17 protein-coding genes are annotated in these 18,180 nt (G+C 47.7%); 13 read left to right on the forward strand and 4 right to left on the reverse strand.

Annotated elements, in window-relative coordinates; genetic code table 11:
• From IRJ18_RS13130 to IRJ18_RS13190, 13 genes are all read left to right on the forward strand, one after another.
• Positions 1-1,389 carry a four-carbon acid sugar kinase family protein gene (locus IRJ18_RS13130; RefSeq protein ID WP_194106780.1) on the forward strand — a complete coding sequence of 463 codons (1,389 nt, stop codon included), beginning with the start codon at positions 1-3 and terminating at the stop codon, positions 1,387-1,389.
• Between the two features lie 130 nt (positions 1,390-1,519).
• Positions 1,520-2,185, forward strand: a complete 666-nt coding sequence (locus IRJ18_RS13135) for an aspartate/glutamate racemase family protein (RefSeq protein WP_194106781.1) — start codon at positions 1,520-1,522, stop codon at positions 2,183-2,185.
• A gap of 8 nt (positions 2,186-2,193) precedes the next feature.
• Positions 2,194-3,504 (forward strand): bile acid:sodium symporter family protein, encoded by a 1,311-nt coding sequence (locus tag IRJ18_RS13140; protein WP_194106782.1) that lies wholly within the window; start codon positions 2,194-2,196, stop codon positions 3,502-3,504.
• 85 nt (positions 3,505-3,589) lie between these two features.
• Positions 3,590-4,999: an L-fucose/L-arabinose isomerase family protein gene (locus IRJ18_RS13145; RefSeq protein ID WP_194106783.1), complete on the forward strand. Its 1,410-nt coding sequence runs from the start codon at positions 3,590-3,592 to the stop codon at positions 4,997-4,999.
• Between the two features lie 7 nt (positions 5,000-5,006).
• Positions 5,007-5,837, forward strand: coding sequence for a transketolase (locus IRJ18_RS13150; protein WP_194106784.1), 831 nt, complete (start codon positions 5,007-5,009; stop codon positions 5,835-5,837).
• A gap of 141 nt (positions 5,838-5,978) precedes the next feature.
• Positions 5,979-6,950 carry a transketolase family protein gene (locus tag IRJ18_RS13155; RefSeq protein ID WP_194106785.1) on the forward strand — a complete coding sequence of 324 codons (972 nt, stop codon included), beginning with the start codon at positions 5,979-5,981 and terminating at the stop codon, positions 6,948-6,950.
• Positions 6,951-7,059: 109 nt separating this feature from the next.
• Positions 7,060-7,998 (forward strand): D-ribose ABC transporter substrate-binding protein, encoded by a 939-nt coding sequence (locus IRJ18_RS13160; RefSeq protein WP_194106786.1) that lies wholly within the window; start codon positions 7,060-7,062, stop codon positions 7,996-7,998.
• A 3-nt stretch (positions 7,999-8,001) separates the two neighbouring features.
• Positions 8,002-8,622, forward strand: coding sequence for a DUF2291 domain-containing protein (locus IRJ18_RS13165; protein WP_194106787.1), 621 nt, complete (start codon positions 8,002-8,004; stop codon positions 8,620-8,622).
• Position 8,623: 1 nt separating this feature from the next.
• The gene (locus tag IRJ18_RS13170; RefSeq protein ID WP_194106788.1) at positions 8,624-10,123 is read left to right on the forward strand and encodes a sugar ABC transporter ATP-binding protein; all 1,500 of its coding nucleotides are present in this window, start codon (positions 8,624-8,626) and stop codon (positions 10,121-10,123) included.
• Positions 10,124-10,126: 3 nt separating this feature from the next.
• Positions 10,127-11,107: an ABC transporter permease gene (locus tag IRJ18_RS13175; RefSeq protein WP_194106789.1), complete on the forward strand. Its 981-nt coding sequence runs from the start codon at positions 10,127-10,129 to the stop codon at positions 11,105-11,107.
• Positions 11,108-11,114: 7 nt separating this feature from the next.
• Positions 11,115-12,620, forward strand: a complete 1,506-nt coding sequence (locus IRJ18_RS13180) for an FGGY family carbohydrate kinase (RefSeq protein ID WP_194106790.1) — start codon at positions 11,115-11,117, stop codon at positions 12,618-12,620.
• Positions 12,621-12,752: 132 nt separating this feature from the next.
• On the forward strand, positions 12,753-14,144 hold the full coding sequence (locus IRJ18_RS13185) for a glycoside hydrolase family 28 protein (RefSeq protein WP_194106791.1): 1,392 nt from the start codon (positions 12,753-12,755) through the stop codon (positions 14,142-14,144).
• 24 nt (positions 14,145-14,168) lie between these two features.
• On the forward strand, positions 14,169-15,482 hold the full coding sequence (locus tag IRJ18_RS13190) for an alpha/beta hydrolase family protein (protein ID WP_194106792.1): 1,314 nt from the start codon (positions 14,169-14,171) through the stop codon (positions 15,480-15,482).
• Between the two features lie 5 nt (positions 15,483-15,487).
• On the opposite strand, the gene IRJ18_RS13195 is transcribed toward IRJ18_RS13190, so the two are convergent.
• The 4 genes from IRJ18_RS13195 to IRJ18_RS13210 all read right to left on the reverse strand — a co-directional run bounded on the left by IRJ18_RS13195 (position 15,488) and on the right by IRJ18_RS13210 (position 18,143).
• Positions 15,488-16,270 (reverse strand): M90 family metallopeptidase, encoded by a 783-nt coding sequence (locus IRJ18_RS13195; RefSeq protein ID WP_194106793.1) that lies wholly within the window; start codon positions 16,268-16,270, stop codon positions 15,488-15,490.
• 93 nt (positions 16,271-16,363) lie between these two features.
• Positions 16,364-17,032 (reverse strand): GDSL-type esterase/lipase family protein, encoded by a 669-nt coding sequence (locus tag IRJ18_RS13200; protein WP_194106794.1) that lies wholly within the window; start codon positions 17,030-17,032, stop codon positions 16,364-16,366.
• 2 nt (positions 17,033-17,034) lie between these two features.
• Positions 17,035-17,526, reverse strand: coding sequence for a cytidine deaminase (locus tag IRJ18_RS13205; RefSeq protein WP_194106795.1), 492 nt, complete (start codon positions 17,524-17,526; stop codon positions 17,035-17,037).
• A gap of 209 nt (positions 17,527-17,735) precedes the next feature.
• On the reverse strand, positions 17,736-18,143 hold the full coding sequence (locus tag IRJ18_RS13210) for a hypothetical protein (protein ID WP_194106796.1): 408 nt from the start codon (positions 18,141-18,143) through the stop codon (positions 17,736-17,738).
• Between the last annotated feature and the right edge of the window lie 37 nt (positions 18,144-18,180).

Here is an 18,180-nt window from a genome sequence, read left to right on the forward strand (position 1 = left end):
ATGGCAAAGCAACAGTACAACCTTTTACTGGCCTACTATGGCGACGACTTTACCGGCAGCACCGACGCGCTGGAATTTTTAAGTCGCGCCGGGGTAAAGACCGTGCTGTTTATTGAGCCGCCTACTACTACGCAATTATCAAAATATAAAAACCTGCAGGCCATAGGCGTTGCTGGCAATACCCGTGCCCTGCCGCCTGATGAAATGGAGCAGGAATTGATCCCTGCCTTTAGTGCGCTGAAAGATTTAGGCGCATCGCACGTACATTATAAGGTCTGCTCCACGTTCGATTCATCACCCGCTATTGGCAGTATCGGGCGTGCGGCTGATGTTGGGGCAAAGGTTTTTAAAGCCCCTTTCATTCCGTTGTTGGTTGCTGCACCGCCTTTGGGCAGGTATTGTCTTTATGGTAACCTGTACGCCCGCATGGGTATTGGCAGCCAGGGCGAGATTTACCGCCTGGACAGGCACCCATCCATGAGCCGGCACCCATCAACGCCAATGAACGAGGCTGATCTGCGCCTGCATTTGAGTAAGCAAACCCAACAGCAAATTGGCTTGATGGATATTTTAAGCATCGATCAGGATGCGGCTGAAGATAAACTGGAAACATTGATCGGATCGGGCAGTGAAATCGTTTTGTTTGATGCGTTATACACCGAACAACTATTGCCCATTGCCGAACTAATAGACCAATATGCCGATAAAACCCAACCCTTATTTTCCATCGGCTCATCGGGCATAGAAATGGCTTTAGGGCAGTTGTGGGAACAGCAGGGATTAACCCAACCTATAATCGACTGGCCTGCTGCCGGTAAGGCTAAAAGCATGCTGGTGGTGTCGGGTAGTTGTTCGCCGGTTACGGCTAAACAAATTGAGTATGCTGTAAAGAAAGGCTTTGCAAGTGTGGCTATTGATACCGTTGCGTTAGCCACCGCGGCTGATATTTCTGCAATGGTTAAACAATACGTTGCCGAAGTTACCGGCTTGATGGAACAAGGCAAACATGTGATCATCCACACCAGTCTTGGCGCAGACGACCCGCGCATTGCCGACACACACAAAGTATTTACCGATAAGGGGTTGACCGAAGCCACTATCCGCAGTAAAACGGCCCAGCTTTACGGGCAGGTTTTAGGGCAAATAGCGTCCGGCGTAGCCGGACAAATAAAACTGCAACGACTGGTTATTGCGGGTGGCGATACTTCAAGCTTTGTAGCGCGGACGATGGGCATTGAGGCTGTGGAAATGATAGCTCCGGTATCGCCCGGGGCGCCGCTTTGCCGGGCCTACGCGCCGGGTACTGCTATTGATGGCATCGAGGTGAATTTTAAAGGTGGGCAGGTGGGCGCCGAGGATTATTTTGTGAAAGTTAAAGAAGGGAAATAGGGACTTGTGCGATTCCCTCCCACGGGGAGGATGCAGCGAGGGGCTAATACTATTTTAAGAAACCCCTCCCTGCTACAACACAACCAAACACACCCTCCCCATGGGAGGAATTTTTAGAAGAAATAAACATATGAAACCAAAAACATTAGGACTGATCCATACATCGCATACGCTGATCCCGGTATTCCAGGAATTGTGCAAACAACATTTACCGGGTGTGACCACATTTAATATTGTTGACGATAGCCTGGTGCGCAATATCCGCGAGCGCGGCGAGGTTACCCCTGCCATTTACAAACGCGTTGCCGATTACGTGGATTCCGCCATCGATTCGGGCGCTGATTATGTGCTGGTAACATGCTCATCTATCGGGGCGGCTATTGAAGCGGCGGCGGAAAATGCTAAAGTCCCGGTACTGCGGGTAGACCAGCCTATGGCCGACCTGGCGGTGCAAACTGGCAAACGCATCGGGGTTATCGCTACGCTGCCTACCACGCTTGAACCTACCAGCGATTTGGTGAAACGCCGTGCCGCCATAGCCGGTAAAGAAATTGAACTGACCGCCAAGCTTTGCAATGGCGCTTTTGAAGCGTTGATGAGCGGCGACGCGGCTACGCACGACCGCATTGTTGCTGATGCCCTGCGCGAACTATCTAAACAAGTTGATGTGATATTATTGGCCCAGGCCAGCATGGCGCGGGTGGTGGATACTTTAAGCGATGAAGATAAACGAGTGCCGATTGTGGCCAGCCCGCCGACGGCTGTGAAACATTTAGCAACGGTAATTAACAACTAAACCTAAAAATGAAACAATTACAAAAGATATGCTTAAGCATCAGCGGTATCACGGTTATAGCGCTGCTGGTGGGTTTGGTTATGGCTAACCCTGCCGTTTGGCAGCCATCGGCGGTAGCGCTGGCTGTATCTTTTGCAATTGGTATCGGTTGTTTATCAGCCTTGAAAAACTATCAATATACTGCCTGGATCATCGTTGCTGTAGTGGCGGCCATGGTTTACCCGCATGCTTTTTTGAAATGGGGGCCTGTTGATCTGCGTAATAAATGGCTGATATTGGTCATCGTCCAAATGGTGATGTTTGGCATGGGCATCCAGATGAGCATCCGGGATTTTTCGGGATTGGCCAGCACCGGCAAGGGTGTTTTGATAGGCCTGGCCTGCCACTTTTCCATTATGCCGCTGATGGGTTTCCTGCTTACCCGCATCTTTCATTTCGAGCCTGAAATTGCCGCGGGCATCATCCTTATCGGTTCCTGCTCAAGCGGGCTGGCATCTAACGTAATGGTATACCTGGCCCGGGCTAACCTGGTATTATCGGTAACCGTTACCGCAATGGCTACCCTGGCGGCGCCTTTTTTAACGCCACTGTTGATGAGGCTATTAGCCGGAACGTTGATCGAGGTGAAGTTTGTAAACATGATGATGGAGATCATCAAAATAGTCATTGTCCCTATAGGTGCCGCTTTTGTTCACGATTACCTGAAACGCGCATCGCCGAAAGGCAAAAAAGTTACTGCTGGTATTGCGGTTTGTTGTATGGTTTGGCTGGCCTGGCAGTATTTGTTTTTGTGGGATGTATTCAGCCAGCATTTTTCCGACCCTGCATTACAATCAGCGTCTGTATTTAACTTCCTAACCGGCGCGTTCATTGTGGGCTGGGCTTATCATCAATTGTATTCCCGCTTCCCTAAAATAGATGCGTATATCCCCTACCTGTCCATGTTCGGCATTGTATATTTCACTACCGTTACCACCGCCGCGGGCAGGGATAATTTATTGAATGTTGGGCTGTTGCTTTTCCTGGCATCGGTGATACATAACGGCGCGGGCTATTTCTTTGGTTATTGGCTTAGCCGCTTGTTTAAACTGGATAAAAACTCAGCGCGCACTATAGCTTTCGAGGTTGGTTTACAGAACGGTGGGATGGCATCGGGACTGGCAGGGACTATGGGTAAGCTGGCTACGGTTGGACTGGCCGCCGCAGTGTTTAGTCCGTGGATGAATATTTCTGGTAGCATTTTAGCGAATTATTGGCGGAAGCGCCCGGTGGAGGATAAAATCATACAATATCCTGATAACCTTTCATCACAATCTTAATCGATTATACAATAGTTTTGAAATGGAAGCCGCATTCTCTTGCGGAATTTATCCAGATAACCAATTAATACCATTTCAAGCAAATATGAGTACTAAAGTAAGTTTAGGCGTAATTATAGGTAACCGTGATTTTTTCCCCGACCGTTTAATTTCTGAAGCACGGGCAGATATACTGGCATTGTTCAGCACACTGAATATCAACCCCATTATGCTGGAAGAGCATGAATCGAAACTGGGCGGGGTGGAAACTTTCAGGGATGCCCAGCGCTGCGCCGAACTGTTCAGCCGCCACCGTGACGAAATAAGCGGGATATTGGTTTTACTGCCCAACTTCGGCGATGAAAAAGGCGTAGCCGAAACCATTAAACTTTCGGGCCTGGATGTACCCGTGCTTATACAAGCTTACCCTGACGAACTGAATAAACTGGATGTAGCCCGTCGCCGGGACTCCTGGTGTGGTAAAATATCGGTTTGCAATAACCTTTATCAATACGGCATTAAATATACGCTGACCAGTCAGCACGTGATCCATCCAAATCAGCCTGAATTCAGTAAAGAACTGCTTGACTTTGTGGCCGTTTGCCGCGTGGTTAAAGGTATGCGCAAAGTACGTATTGGTGCAGTAGGTGCGCGCCCGGGTGCATTTAATACCGTTCGGTATAGTGAGAAGATATTACAGCGTAATGGCATATCGGTAACAACGGTGGATCTTTCTGAAATATTAGGTCGCGCCAACCGCCTGACCAAAGATGATATCGAGGTAAAAAACCACCTCGAAAAAATAGTGCACTACACCCCTATCGGTAACACACCCGATGAGGCCATGATACAAATTGCCAAGCTGGATGTAGTGCTAAACCAGTTTGTGGAAGAAAACGCGCTTGACGCTACGGCTATACAATGCTGGACATCGTTACAGAAAAATTATGGCTGCAACGTGTGTACCAGCATGAGTATTATGAGTGAGAACATGCTGCCCAGCGCCTGCGAGGTTGATGTTACCGGCACGCTGACCATGTATGCCATGCAACTGGCCTCGGGTTCACCAAGCGCGCTGGTAGATTGGAATAATAATTACGCTGAAGACCCTAATAAGTGTGTCCTTTTCCATTGCGGTAACTGGGCCAAATCCTTCCTGCCGGACATCGAGATCAGCACCGCGCCTATTTTGGGGACTACAGTTGGCGTGGAAAATACCTACGGTGCTTTGGCCGGGCGTACACCTGCTATGCCGCTGACCTATGGGCGTATCAGTACCGATGACCCGAAAGGCGTGATTAAGGTTTACATGGGTGAAGGCGAACTAACCAATGATGCGCTGAATACCTTTGGTAACCGCGCCGTAGCCGAAATACCCGATTTGCAAGGTCTGATGCAATACGTTTGCCGCAACGGTTTTGAACACCACGTGGTAATGAATGCCAGCAAAACCGTAGGCATATTGAAAGAAGCCTTAGGTAATTACATGGGCTGGGAATTTTATCAGCATAATTAATTAAGCTATGACCGACCAGGAACTGATAGCAAAATCGGTGCAGTACCGTAAAAATATTCTCAAATATATTGTGGGCGCTAAGGCCGGGCATACAGGTGGTAGTTTATCGTGTATTGATATACTGAATGTGCTTTACAATGAAGTACTGAACGTATCACCGGAAAACTTTACCTCACCGGATAGGGACAGGTATATTCAAAGCAAGGGACATTGTGTGGAAGCATTGTTTGTAACCCTGGCTGACGCCGGTTTCTTCCCGGAAAGTGATCTGGAAACCTTGTGTAAATATCAATCGCACTATATCGGTCACCCCACTAAAAAGGTGCACGGGGTCGAGCAAAATACGGGCGCGCTGGGTCATGGTTTGCCAATTGCTGTAGGTACCGCTCTTGCAGCAAAAATGGATGATAAAAACTTCAAAGTTTACACCCTTTTGGGCGATGGCGAGTTGCCCGAAGGCAGCAACTGGGAAGCGGCTTTAACCGCTGCTCACTACAAGCTGGACAACCTGTGTGCCATCATCGACAATAATAAATTACAGATAACCGGCACCAATGCGGAAGTATGCAACACCGACCCGCTTGACGGAAAGTTTGAAAGTTTTGGCTGGGCGGTACGTGAGGTGGACGGCCACGATGTAAAAGCGCTGAAGGAAGTGTTCGCTGCCATGCCGTTTGAGCCGGGCAAGCCTAACTTGGTTATCGCCCACACCATAAAAGGCAAGGGCGTAAGCTTTATGGAGAACAGCGTGAAATGGCACCACGGCGTGCCTAATGCCGAGCAATATGAGGTGGCGTTGGGGGAATTAAGCCCCCCAAGCCCCCTGAAAGGGGAGTAAATAAAATAACAAGCAGTCGCTCGGCTCCAGCCGAGTGACGACTATCAACCGGCCTCTGGCCGAAGTAAAAGCATAACCGGCCAGAGGCCGGGCAATAATTACAACTCGGCTGGAGCCGAGCTGCTGCATAAATTAATAAACGTGGGAGCAACAATAGAAATAACAAACCCAAACAGCCAACCTAACCAGGATGTGTTCTCGGCTACGTTGCTGGAACTGGCACAAGCCGATAAGGACATTGTAGCCGTTACCAGCGACTCGCGTGGCTCGGGCAAGTTGGTGACGTTTGGACAAACTTTGCCGAAGCAGATCGTGGAGATTGGTATAGCCGAACAAAACCTGGTGGGTGTGGCCGCCGGACTGGCATCGGCTGGAAAAAAAGCATTCGCGGTATCTCCGGCTTGTTTCCTTACGGCACGGGCGCTGGAACAGATCAAGAACGATGCGTGTTATTCTGATAACCCGGTGCGGCTGATCGGTATCAGCGCGGGCGTAAGCTATGGCGCTTTGGGTACCACACACCACAGCCTGCACGATTACGCTGTGCTGCGGGCAATTAACAACATTACCATTGTTGCCCCTGCCGATAATTTTGAAACCCGTGAAGCAGTAAAATTGGCGGTAAAACATAACAAACCATTGTACCTGCGCTTCGGTAAAAAGCCCATGCCTTTGCTGACGGAAGACAGCAGTATTGGCTTTGAATTTGGCAAAGGTCGCGTAATTAAACAAGGTATCGATGTAGCCATTATAGCTAACGGCGAAACAGTTTACCCGGCATTGCTGGCCGCCCAAAAGCTGGAAAGCGAAAGCGGTATCCGTGCCACCGTGGTAAGCATGCACACCATTAAACCGCTGGATAGCGAATTGATATTAGCACTGGCTGAAAAAACACAGGCCATTATTACCGTGGAAGAACACATGGTAAACGGCGGCCTGGGTGAAGCCTGCGCATCGTTATTACTGCAAAACGGTTATAACAAACCATTTAAAATAATGGGCATCCCCGATGAATATACCGTCACAGGATCGCAAGTTGAAATATTTAACCATTACGGCCTCAATGCAGATGGGATTGCAGCGGCTGTGAATGGGATGTTCTGCCCCCTCTAAATCTCTCCCTGTAGGGGAGACTTTATGGTAGGATTACAATTATATAACCATAGCTTCAAAAAAGCCCTCCCTTCAGGGGAGGGTTTGGGTGGGGCTTAAACCTAAAATAATGAGATACTTAAAAGTACTGCTATTACTGGTGCTATTGCCTTTCGCGGGCTGTAACCGGCACACGGATAGCCGTCAAAAGAAGATGGCTATTGTGGTATCAACCCTTAATAACCCCTGGTTTGTGTTTTTAGCGCAGACTGCCGCGGCGCAAGCTAAAGCGCTGGGTTATGAATCAAAGATCTTTGACTCGCAGAACAATACCGCTGTGGAGGCTGACCACTTTGAAAATGCCATTGCATCCGGCTATAGCGCTATACTTTTTAACCCTACCGATGCTAACGGTTCGGTAGCCAATGTGCTGAAGGCAAAAAAGGCCGGCGTACCCGTTTTTTGTATGGACAGGGAAGTAAACTCGCCTGATGCCGCTACCTCGCAGATACTTTCTGATAGCTATTCGGGCTGCGTTGATCTGGGTAAATATTTTGTAAAAAAAACACATGCTAAAGGTAATTATGTAGAAATTTTAGGCATCGTGGCCGATAACAATACCTGGGCGCGTTCTAAAGGTTTCCATAGTGTTGTCGATTACTACCCCGGCCTTAAAATGGTAGCCCAACAAAGCGCCGACTTTGACCGTAACAAGGGTATGGAAGTAATGGAATCCATCCTGCAAGCGCATCCTGATATTACCGCTGTGTTCTGCGGGAACGATGCGATGGCCATGGGCGCTTACCAGGCGCTGGCTGCCGCAGGTAAAGCCGATAAGGTAAAAGTAGTTGGCTTCGATGGTGCAGGCGATGCCATACAGGGCATTAAAGACGGCAAAATTATGGCCACAGCTATGCAATTCCCCAAAGTGATGGCGCAAACCGCGGCTAACTATGCCGATGCTTATTTTAAAGGCAAGCGTGACTTCCCTAAGAAAATACAAGTAGGCGTTGAAATGGTGACGAGTGAAAATATTAATGACTACATCGCTTACGGTAAAAAGAATTAAGTCATGAATAAGAAGATCATTAAATACATTGTGACTATTGCCGTTGTTACTTTCCTGGCTTATAACTCGGTTTATTTTAAAAAGCTAAGCGATGTAAAAGCGGCGGCCAGTAAAACTTTCGATCCTGCTGCTTATGCCCGTACTTATCTGGACAAACAACTGTTACCTGCAGCCAATAGAGCGCCCGATATAGACTTGCTTATCGGGGAGCTGAAGAATAATCCGGTTAAAGCCTTTAAGACCGATGCCCATTCGCTGGATATTGGCAATACCCGCTTTTTTATGGTGAAGGGCCAGGGCGTGATCACTAATGTAGATGAAACCGATGTTTACCTGTTTACCCCCGGCAAGCAAACTTTGAAGATTGCCACCGAGTACATTTTTGGCAACGCTTTGCGCGATGCGCCGGGTATTATCACCGTGAACGATTTCACCAACAGCATGGATTTGAACAACGTATCTGCCGAGGTGAATAAACTGGTGCGGAACGAAATATTACCGCCATTTAAAAGCAAAGCCAAAAAGGGCGATAACATCACCTTCGCGGGGGCTTTTGAACTGAACCAGGAGCATTTGAACCTGAATAACATCGAGATCATCCCAGTTAACTTAATCATTAAATAGTTTGTTAGTAGCCGAAAACATATCGAAAAGGTTTGCCGGTGTTATCGCGCTGGATGGTGTGACCCTGCAACTGGAGGCAGGCAAGGTAACCGCTATTATTGGCGAGAACGGCGCGGGCAAATCAACCCTGATGAAGATACTGTCGGGTGTGTATGATGAGTATGATGGCCGGATACTTTTTAAAGGCGAACAAGTGTGGTTCAAAAACCCGCGCGAAGCACAAAGGGCCGGTATTGCCATCATTCACCAGGAACTGAACCTGATCCCCTATCTCAGCATTACCGAGAATTTATTCTTAGGTCGCGAGTTAAAAAATAGCTGGGGTATGCTGGACAAAAAAGCCATGCGCGAAAAGGCTGTTGAACTATTGCAAAAGTTAAAGCTGCAGGTTAACCCCGATACGCTGGTCACTGATTTGAAAGTCGGCCAGCAACAGGTGGTAGAAATTGCTAAAGCACTTTTGTACGATGCAGAAGTGATCATTATGGATGAACCAACCTCGGCCATCAGCGAAAGCGAGGTTGAGGTATTGTTTGGCATTATTGCAGGTTTAAAAAAGGAGAATAAAGCCATCGCCTATATCTCGCATAAGCTGAATGAGCTATTCAAAATAGCCGAAAACTATACCGTGCTGCGCGATGGCAAAACCATTGAAAGCGGCGCAATGAAGGGTATCAGTCACGATGAGTTGATACACAAAATGGTAGGCCGTGAGATTGACCTTGTGCGGAATAACAACGTCGCCAAAGAGAAAAATACTCTATTGCAAGTAAGCAATCTTTGCCTGGATAACGGGCCTAAAAAGGTGCTGCAAAATATCAGCTTCCAATTAAACAGCGGCGAAGTGCTGGGCATTTTTGGCTTGATGGGCGCCGGTCGCACAGAACTGACTGAAGCATTATTAGGCACTTGTGATGGGCTGGTATCCGGCACAATTACGCTTGATAACCAACGGGTAAAGTTCAAAACTACTGCCGACGCGATAAACGCCGGACTGGCTTTAGTTCCCGAAGACCGGAAAAAGGACGGCCTGGTTTTAGGTTTGGATGTAAAGACAAATATCAGCCTGAGCTCGCTAAATGCCATGCAGCATGCTACGGGTTTGCTGAACCATAAAACAGAAGCAGCGCTGGCACAGAAATATATCGGCGCGCTGAAGATCAAGACGCCATCGGATAAACAGATCGTTAAAAACCTGAGCGGTGGTAACCAGCAAAAAATTGTGATAGCCAAATGCCTGGCCACAAACCCCAAGGTTTTAATGCTGGATGAACCGACACGCGGCATTGATATCAACGCCAAAAACGAGATCTATAAACTCATTGCCGAACTGGCTGCCTCAGGTTTGGGTATCATCATGGTATCGTCCGAACTGCCGGAGATACTGGCCATATCCGACCGTATACTGGTGATGGCCGATGGCCGCCTCACCGCCGAATTCGACGCGGCTAACGCAACTGAAGACAACATACTTAAAGCCGCCATTGCGGATAGCATTTAAAATATGGAAGCAACTTTAGCTACTTACAAACCCCAACTGGTAAAATTTCAATCGCTGATTGCGCTGGTTTTACTGTGCATTGGCATTGCCCTGATGTCGGATAAATTCCTGACGGTGGATAACACCTGGAACGTGATGCGGCAGATCTCGGTCAACATCTGCATTTCCGTGGGGATGACATTGGTGGTGCTCACCGCGGGGATCGACCTTTCAGTAGGTTCGGTGCTGGCGCTTTGCGGGGCCATGACCGCCGGGCTGTTAAAGTTCGGCATTGAAATGGCATCGCAAAACCTGTTCATTGGGTTTACGGTATTGGGTGCTATTCTTATAGGTTTGATCGTCGGCGGCTTGTTAGGTTTATTCAATGGCTGGACCATTACCAAGTTCAAGGTTCCCCCCTTTGTGGCAACACTGGCCATGCTTACCATTGCCCGTGGTTTGACCATGTTGTGGACAAAAGGCTTTCCCATATCCAACCTCGGCGATAATTTCGATTACATCGGCACGGGCTGGTTCCTGGGTATTCCTTTGCCTGTTTGGGTATCAGGCGTGGTGGTCATCGCGGCGGTTGTGATTACTAAAAAAACTGCATTAGGGCGCTATATCTACGCCATTGGCGGTAATGAGCATGCCTCGTGCCTGTCGGGTATCAACATTAACAAAGTAAAACTTACTGTGTATGCGATAGCCGGGGCGCTGGCCGCGGTGGGTGGTATCATGGTTACCTCACGGTTAGATTCGGCCCAACCCAACGCGGGCATGAGCTACGAATTGGATTCCATCGCTGCGGTGGTTATCGGCGGCACATCGCTGTCGGGCGGGCGTGGTACTATCATGGGTACTGTGCTGGGCGCTATCATTATCGGTGTGCTGAATAACGGGCTGGTACTGCTGAATGTATCACCGTTTTGGCAACAGGTAGTTAAAGGCGGGGTGATATTATTGGCGGTAATTATTGACAAAGCCAACTCAAAAAACGACTAAGCATTACATGGAAAACAACTACATATTAGCTATAGACCAGGGTACCAGCAGTACTAAAACCATTGTTTTTGATAGCAAAGGACAAGTGCTTGCCAAAGCTACCGAACCCCTGAAAACGTTTTATGATGAAGGCGGTTTTGTGGAGCAGGACCCGGAAGAAATATACACCAATGTACTCGCATCGATAAAAAACTGCCTGGCCGAATTTGAGAAAGACGGCGGGGACCTGACCGATATTAAAACCTGCGGCATATCTAACCAGCGCGAGACCTTTGTGGTGTGGAACGAATTCGGTCAGCCGCTGTATAACGCAGTGGTTTGGCAGTGTAAACGATCGGTGCCGGTATGTAAGGAATTGCTGGAACGCGACCTGGAAGCCGAGATCAACCATAAAACCGGCCTCATTATCGACCCATACTTTTCGGGCACCAAAATGATGTGGCTTAACCAGCATATCCCCCTGGTAACCGCTACAGTAGCCGAAGGTCAGGCGCATTTTGGCACGGTGGATACCTGGCTGCTGTATAAATTCACCAAGGGCAAAAAATATTTAACCGATTATACTAATGCATCGCGTACGCTATTCTTCAACCTGCATACATTGCAATGGGATAAAGAACTGCTGGCACAATTTGGTTTAGATACTTTGAAACTGCCGGAACTAAGGCCATCATCATCACACTTTGCCGATACCGATTTTGGCGGCCTGCTGCCCGCCCCTATCCCGGTAATGAGTATGATTGGCGATTCCCACGCGGCGGCATTTGGCGAGGGTTGTTTTACACCCGGCACGGCCAAAGCTACGCTGGGTACGGGTTGTTCTATTTTGATGAACATCGGCGATAAGCCAAAAGCATCGGGCAACGGAATGATCACGACTATTTGCTGGAGTACCGACCAGCAGGTAGACTACGCGCTGGAAGGTGTTATCGTTTCCTGCGGGTCGACCGTTGAATGGGTGAAAAACGAACTGGGCATCATCCATAATGTATCAGAAACCGAGGCCCTGGCCAATGCTGTGGCAGATAATAATGGCGTTTATCTTATCCCGGCTTTCAGCGGTTTAGGCGCGCCCCATTGGGATATGAGCCGCAAGGCCAGCATCTGCGGGTTGACTTTCGATTGTAATAAGAACCACGTAGTACGTGCCGCGCTGGAATCCATTCCTTACCAAATAAAGGATGTGATAACCGCCATGCAAACCGATGCGGGCATGCAATTAAACGGGTTGATGATACACGGCGGGTTAACAGCCAACCAGTTTGTGCTGAACTTCCTAGCCGATTTGCTGGATTGCAAAGTAGTGCGCAGCGAAATGCCTGATATCTCCGCCCTTGGCGCGGCTTTATTGGCCGGATTGAAAGCAGGAACATTTAAAGACCTGGCTGCCATTAAAAAATTGTACGCGCAAAAATTGACAGTGGAAACAGGTAAGTATGCGGATAAAATAGCGGCTGGTTACCTTGGCTGGCAACAAGCTGTTGGTGCTAAAAAACAGGAAGTACTTTATTAACTATCAGGCAAGTAATAGCGCAATCGTTTGCGTAAATATTTAGACGGTTTGTGTAGGTATGATGAAGAATACTTTCTTAATATCGTATAAATAAACCTGCCCCAAGCATTACACTATTCTGAACACCTGCTTATGAAAGCAAACACACGCCGTACGTTTTTAAAACATGCCGGGATTGGCCTGCTGGCTGTACCCACGGTATCGTTGGCCAAAAATATTTCATTAGATAAAGTTGATGTTGCCGTCCAAGCTATCAGCGTTAGTCTAAACGTGCGCGATTTTGGCGCTAAAGGCGATGGGCAAACTAAGGACACGGCTGCTATCCAACAGGCTATCGACAGATGTAATATCCTGGGCGGTGGCGAGGTAATTGTGCCAGCCGGGAATTACTTAACGGGGGCTATTGAGTTACGGTCGAATGTTGAATTGCGATTGGAAAAAGATGCGGTAATCAAGGGCTCGCCCGATCTGAACGATTACCATGTGATGCAGGTGCGCTGGGAAGGCAAATGGATACAGGGATATTCCGGGTTAATTTATGCTTTCGGGGCGAAAAATATTGCCATTACCGGCCCGGGTAAAATTGCGGGTAATGATAAGGTAAGCGGTCGCCCAACTGCTGATAACCCTTTGCGTCGCCCTGCACTGATTGAACCGATCAACTGCACCGATATCAGGTTTTCCAACTTCGCAACCGAATACCACTCCATGTGGTCTATCCACTTAACTTATTGCGATACGGTTAATATCAAAAACCTGTACATCCGCAGCACAGGCGGTAACGGCGATGGTATCGATGTTGACTCTTGTAAGCTCGTGGTGATTGATAGCTGCGATATTGCCACCGGCGATGATTGCATCTCGCTGAAATCTGGTCGCGGAATGGAAGGCTATAGTTTATTGCGCACTACCGAGGATGTCCATATCAAAAATTGCACTTTTGCCGATTCTATTTTTGCCTGCATCGGTATCGGCAGTGAAACATCCGGCGGCATCCGCAATGTCACTATCGAAAACTGCGCGTTCACCGGGGCCAAGACATTCGCACTTTATATGAAAAGCCGTGTTGGTCGCGGAGCGTTTATCGAGAATATCAGCGCCAATAACCTGGAAGTCTCGGGTATGCAAGGCGGGTTCCTGCGCTTTAATCTAAGCGGCAGCGGTTTACAAGATCAGGACCCGGTGCCGGGCAATGAAGGCATCCCGACCACTAAAAACTTCAGCTTCACCAATATCAGGGTAACCGATGTGCCGGTACTGGTTGATGGCGGCACGGGCATACATCCTAATAAACCTTTAGAGGGCTTTACCCTGGCAAATATTACAGGTACAGCTAAATCGGGCATTACGCTGGTCAACATCAAAAACGCTAATATTAAAAACATTAACGTTACCGGCATTAGCGGACCGATGCTTCGCATTTATAATGTGAGCGGCAAAGGGCTGGAGGGCGCGGTAACCATACCGGCACCAAAATCGCAAGACCCGATACCGCAACCGGCTACACCTTACCAATTACACTGATCATCACCACAAAAAATAAACGTTATGAAAAGGCATTACATCAAATCAATTTTGGCAGTGGGCGTTTTAGCCTGCGCTTCGGTTTCAGCTTTTAGTCAGACCGCGCCGGCAAAACCACTGGCAACGGTAGTGGCGGGCATCCCGGTAAATTATGATGAGGCTAAAGTGGGCAACTACACCCTGCCTGATGTACTGACCATGCAAAACGGCAAAAAGGTTACCGATAAGCAAACCTGGCTAAGCAAACGTCGCCCCGAAATAGTAAAGCTTTTTGAAGAAAACCAGTTTGGCACTATGCCGGGCAAACCAACCGATATCCACTTTGATGTGTTTGACAAAGGCACGCCAGTGTTTAACGGCGATGCCATCCGCAAGCAGGTGACCGTATATTTTACAGCTGATACCACCTATAAAATGGACCTGCTAATGTACCTGCCAAAAACCAACAAACCTGCACCTTTGGTGCTGATGATCTCCTTCGCGCCTAATTCCAGTTTATCGGTTGATGATCCCGGCGTTAAGCAGGGAACTATGTGGGATAAGAATGGTAAGAAATTACCTGCGCCTAAAATCGGGTTAGGTAAATTAAGCAAAGCTGACATAGAGCGGTTCACATCCAATGGTTATGGTATTGCAACCGTTTACTACGGCGATATTGAGCCTGACTTTAAAACCGGCTACAAGCAAGGGATTATCGGTCATTATATGAAACCCGGCGAGCAGGTTCCCGGCGACCATGAGTGGGGCGCGATATCTGCGTGGAGCTGGGGGCTAAGCCGTGCCATGGATTACCTGGAAACAGATAAACAGGTAGACGCCAAACGTGTGGCCTTGCAGGGCGTATCACGCCTGGGTAAAACCGTACTGTGGACAGGCGGGCACGATACCCGCTTTAAAATGGTGATAGCCAGTTGCAGCGGCGAAGGCGGCGCGGCCTTAAGCAGGCGCAACTACGGCGAGAATTTGGCGCACATGAGCGATACGTCACGCTATTACTACCAATTCGCGCCGCAATGGCATAAGTATGCTAAGGATTTCAACCTTTCCCCTGTTGATGCGCATATGCTGGTTTCACTGATGGCCCCGCGCCCGTTATTATTGCAAACCGGCGATACCGATTTCTGGTCGGACCCGCATGGCGAGTTTCTTTCTGCTGTAGCAGCGCAGCCGGCTTATCAGTTGTTTGGTTTACAAGGGCCTGGTAACGCAGAATGGCCTAAAGCCGGGGATACCTCGTTAGCTTATAATCCACTGGGGTATTACATGCACCAGGGCGGTCATGGTACTGTCCCAAGCGATTGGGACATTTACCTGGCATACGTGAAGAAGTTTTTGTAGGCTTATTAGTCAACAGCAGGATCTTGCGCGAACATGCGGCTAAGCTGGTCGTACAATTCGGGGTGCTTTTGCTGTAATTGGTCGGGCTTGCTGAAGAAATATTCTGCAGCTACAGCCAGAAATTCTGCTTCGTTAGTAGTGGCATACATATTAATGTCCGACTTCCCCTGCTCAATGCGGTGCATTTCCTGGTGCATCATTTTCAGCCAGGGCACGGCGTAATCATGTGTTATTAATATTTCGGGCACACCATCAACCGCTCCGTCGGTTTTATCCAGCAGGTGCACAAACTCGTGGATAGCGGTGTTTGCTTTACCGCCATTTTTTGCAAATCCGTTAACCAGCGCTTGTCGCGATAAAAGCATTTGCCCGTTCATATAACCCGAGCCTACCATGCCCATAATGCTGCGGTTACCGCCCTCAAACTGGAAATCGTTATCAAAAGTATCGGGGTAAAGTATCACACTGGTTAAATTGCGGTATTCCCATTCGGGAAAGCCAAAAACCGGGATCACCGCACTTGAGGCTATCAGCACCCGATCCAGCTCAGTAACTTCAATATCCACACCTTCAATAATTGTACTGCTTAAAAACGCGATTACCCGTTGCTCAAATTTTGTTTGAGCGGCTGCATCAAGATTTTGATAATAGCTTACGTTATATGTTAATATTTGCCGGTAACCCGCGGTTTGTTTTTCATCTATAACAATAACCGGGCGCTTTTTGCCCCATAAAAGCCATGCTAACAAAGCAAGCGCCAGTAAAACAACAATAATGATTACAGCCATGACTCAAACGTACATAAAATTACACGCCCATATTTTTCAGTCGCCGCAGGGTATTCCGGAGAAGACTGTGCACATGTTACATTGTCAGTACCGCTATAAATACGGGGCAATTACTTTTTCCCAATGCTCATAACCGGTAAGGTTTAAATGCAGCATGTCCTTTTGAAACAATACGGAATCGGGTAATGATTTTGGGGTGAGCAACGTGGTGTTCACATCAATATATTCCACGTTTTTTTGTGTTTTAATATAGGCGGTTATCATCATATCGCCCAGGGCAACTTCATTATAGTATCTGGCGCGACTTGGGCTTAACTTCATAGACATGAAGTACACCTTGGTATTGGGTAAATGTTCCCTGATCATGCCCAGCATTTGCACAAAATTATCGTAAACCGCCTGCGCGCCGCTGCCAGCAGCAATATCATTATCGCCCACATAAATAAATATTTTTGATGGCTTATACGGGTATACTACCAATGGCATATAGTATTTTACCCATTGTTCTATTTTAGAACCGCCCACACCACGCATAATAATGGGTTTATTGGGAAAATGCTTTGGCAATTCCGTCCACTTGCGGATAGATGAGCTACCGATGAACAGGATGCCGCCGGGTTTCGGCATAGCTATACTATCCTGGTGTTTAAAGACGTTAATTTCATCCTCGAATGGATAAGCTAATTTGGGTTTGGCAGTTTCCTGCGCGAACACGTTAGCGCTAAATACCAGCGCAATAATCAGTAAAAACTTAAACTTCATTGTCATTGGGCAATTAATCTGTCTTCAAAAAACATGAACGGTAAAAAGCTGGCAACGCCCGTGGTTACCCATACCGGTCCGTCAATGCAATATAGGATTATTCGCAAATGCTCATCTTGTTTTTTTTCATATTCGGCCATTACCTGCAGGCACGATCCGCATGGCGTTACCGGCTTAATGATTTCAAAATCGTTGGTATGCGCCGTTATGGCAATGGTTTTAATAGGATCAGCTGGATGGTTAGCCCCCCAATTGAACAGCGCCACCCGCTCGGCGCACAGGCCCGATGGATAAGCTACATTCTCCTGGTTACTGCCGTGGATTACCTTGCCGCTCTGCAACTGTAAAGCCGCTCCCACCCTGAATTTCGAATAAGGCGAATGCGAGTTCTCCATCGCTTTTACCGCCTCTTGGCATATATTTTGGTCTGCCTTGCTCAACTCTGCTAAAGTACTATACTCCTCAAAGGCTATTTTTATCTCGTGATTTATCATTATTTCAACCCGTCCAAAAAGCGGGGGAAACAAGATAGAGAGTTATATTCGAAAATGCAAATGACTGCCTTAAAATGGTGCAGTCATAAGACCGACCATAGTGGAAATTATGGCCATCCTAAGACAGCCTGTCATCCTGAGTTTAGTCGAAGGATGGAGCGAGGTCTACCTAATGGTTCAACAGGCTCGCCATGACATCCAGCTTTCGTTTAACCCTTAAATTTCCAAAACTTACTTGTTCCAAAATCCTTGTTCTCCATCACCATTGTATCCCGAACAAAATATATCTTGAACTTCTGCGGGCCGTCAGAATAAAAAAATGTAATCGAATCCTTTTTTAAGGTGTACTTATAAGTTGAAAATTGATCAACATAATAAACAGAATCTTTTCGCATATCAAATGTCGCGTTTTCAGACTCACCTGCTGTCCAAATGCCAATCATTTTGTTGTGTAACGTAGAAACCCTTATATCGTTCGAAGAATCTTTTCCCCCGTCAACCTTTTCCTTCCCATCAAACTTTGAAACTGATACAGTATCGTTGGAGGAATGTTTATTTACAGGATTAGAGCAGCTAAAACAACAAATTATTAACAGCGATAGCCAAATACTTTTCATACAACTACAAGTTAGTTATTGTTATTCTTAGAATCGC

It is taken from the genome of Mucilaginibacter boryungensis (assembly GCF_015221995.1).
Taxonomy (GTDB): domain Bacteria; phylum Bacteroidota; class Bacteroidia; order Sphingobacteriales; family Sphingobacteriaceae; genus Mucilaginibacter; species Mucilaginibacter boryungensis.

Excerpts from the sequence above, each read along its gene's own strand:
- IRJ18_RS13130 (WP_194106780.1), top strand. The coding sequence starts at position 1 with ATGGCAAAGCAACAGTACAACCTTTTACTGGCCTACTATGGCGACGAC.
- IRJ18_RS13135 (WP_194106781.1), top strand. The coding sequence starts at position 1,520 with ATGAAACCAAAAACATTAGGACTGATCCATACATCGCATACGCTGATC.
- IRJ18_RS13140 (WP_194106782.1), top strand. The coding sequence starts at position 2,194 with ATGAAACAATTACAAAAGATATGCTTAAGCATCAGCGGTATCACGGTT.
- IRJ18_RS13145 (WP_194106783.1), top strand. The coding sequence starts at position 3,590 with ATGAGTACTAAAGTAAGTTTAGGCGTAATTATAGGTAACCGTGATTTT.
- IRJ18_RS13150 (WP_194106784.1), top strand. The coding sequence starts at position 5,007 with ATGACCGACCAGGAACTGATAGCAAAATCGGTGCAGTACCGTAAAAAT.
- IRJ18_RS13160 (WP_194106786.1), top strand. The coding sequence starts at position 7,060 with ATGAGATACTTAAAAGTACTGCTATTACTGGTGCTATTGCCTTTCGCG.
- IRJ18_RS13165 (WP_194106787.1), top strand. The coding sequence starts at position 8,002 with ATGAATAAGAAGATCATTAAATACATTGTGACTATTGCCGTTGTTACT.
- IRJ18_RS13175 (WP_194106789.1), top strand. The coding sequence starts at position 10,127 with ATGGAAGCAACTTTAGCTACTTACAAACCCCAACTGGTAAAATTTCAA.
- IRJ18_RS13180 (WP_194106790.1), top strand. The coding sequence starts at position 11,115 with ATGGAAAACAACTACATATTAGCTATAGACCAGGGTACCAGCAGTACT.
- IRJ18_RS13185 (WP_194106791.1), top strand. The coding sequence starts at position 12,753 with ATGAAAGCAAACACACGCCGTACGTTTTTAAAACATGCCGGGATTGGC.
- IRJ18_RS13190 (WP_194106792.1), top strand. The coding sequence starts at position 14,169 with ATGAAAAGGCATTACATCAAATCAATTTTGGCAGTGGGCGTTTTAGCC.
- IRJ18_RS13195 (WP_194106793.1), bottom strand. The coding sequence starts at position 16,270 with ATGGCTGTAATCATTATTGTTGTTTTACTGGCGCTTGCTTTGTTAGCA.
- IRJ18_RS13200 (WP_194106794.1), bottom strand. The coding sequence starts at position 17,032 with ATGAAGTTTAAGTTTTTACTGATTATTGCGCTGGTATTTAGCGCTAAC.
- IRJ18_RS13205 (WP_194106795.1), bottom strand. The coding sequence starts at position 17,526 with ATGATAAATCACGAGATAAAAATAGCCTTTGAGGAGTATAGTACTTTA.
- IRJ18_RS13210 (WP_194106796.1), bottom strand. The coding sequence starts at position 18,143 with ATGAAAAGTATTTGGCTATCGCTGTTAATAATTTGTTGTTTTAGCTGC.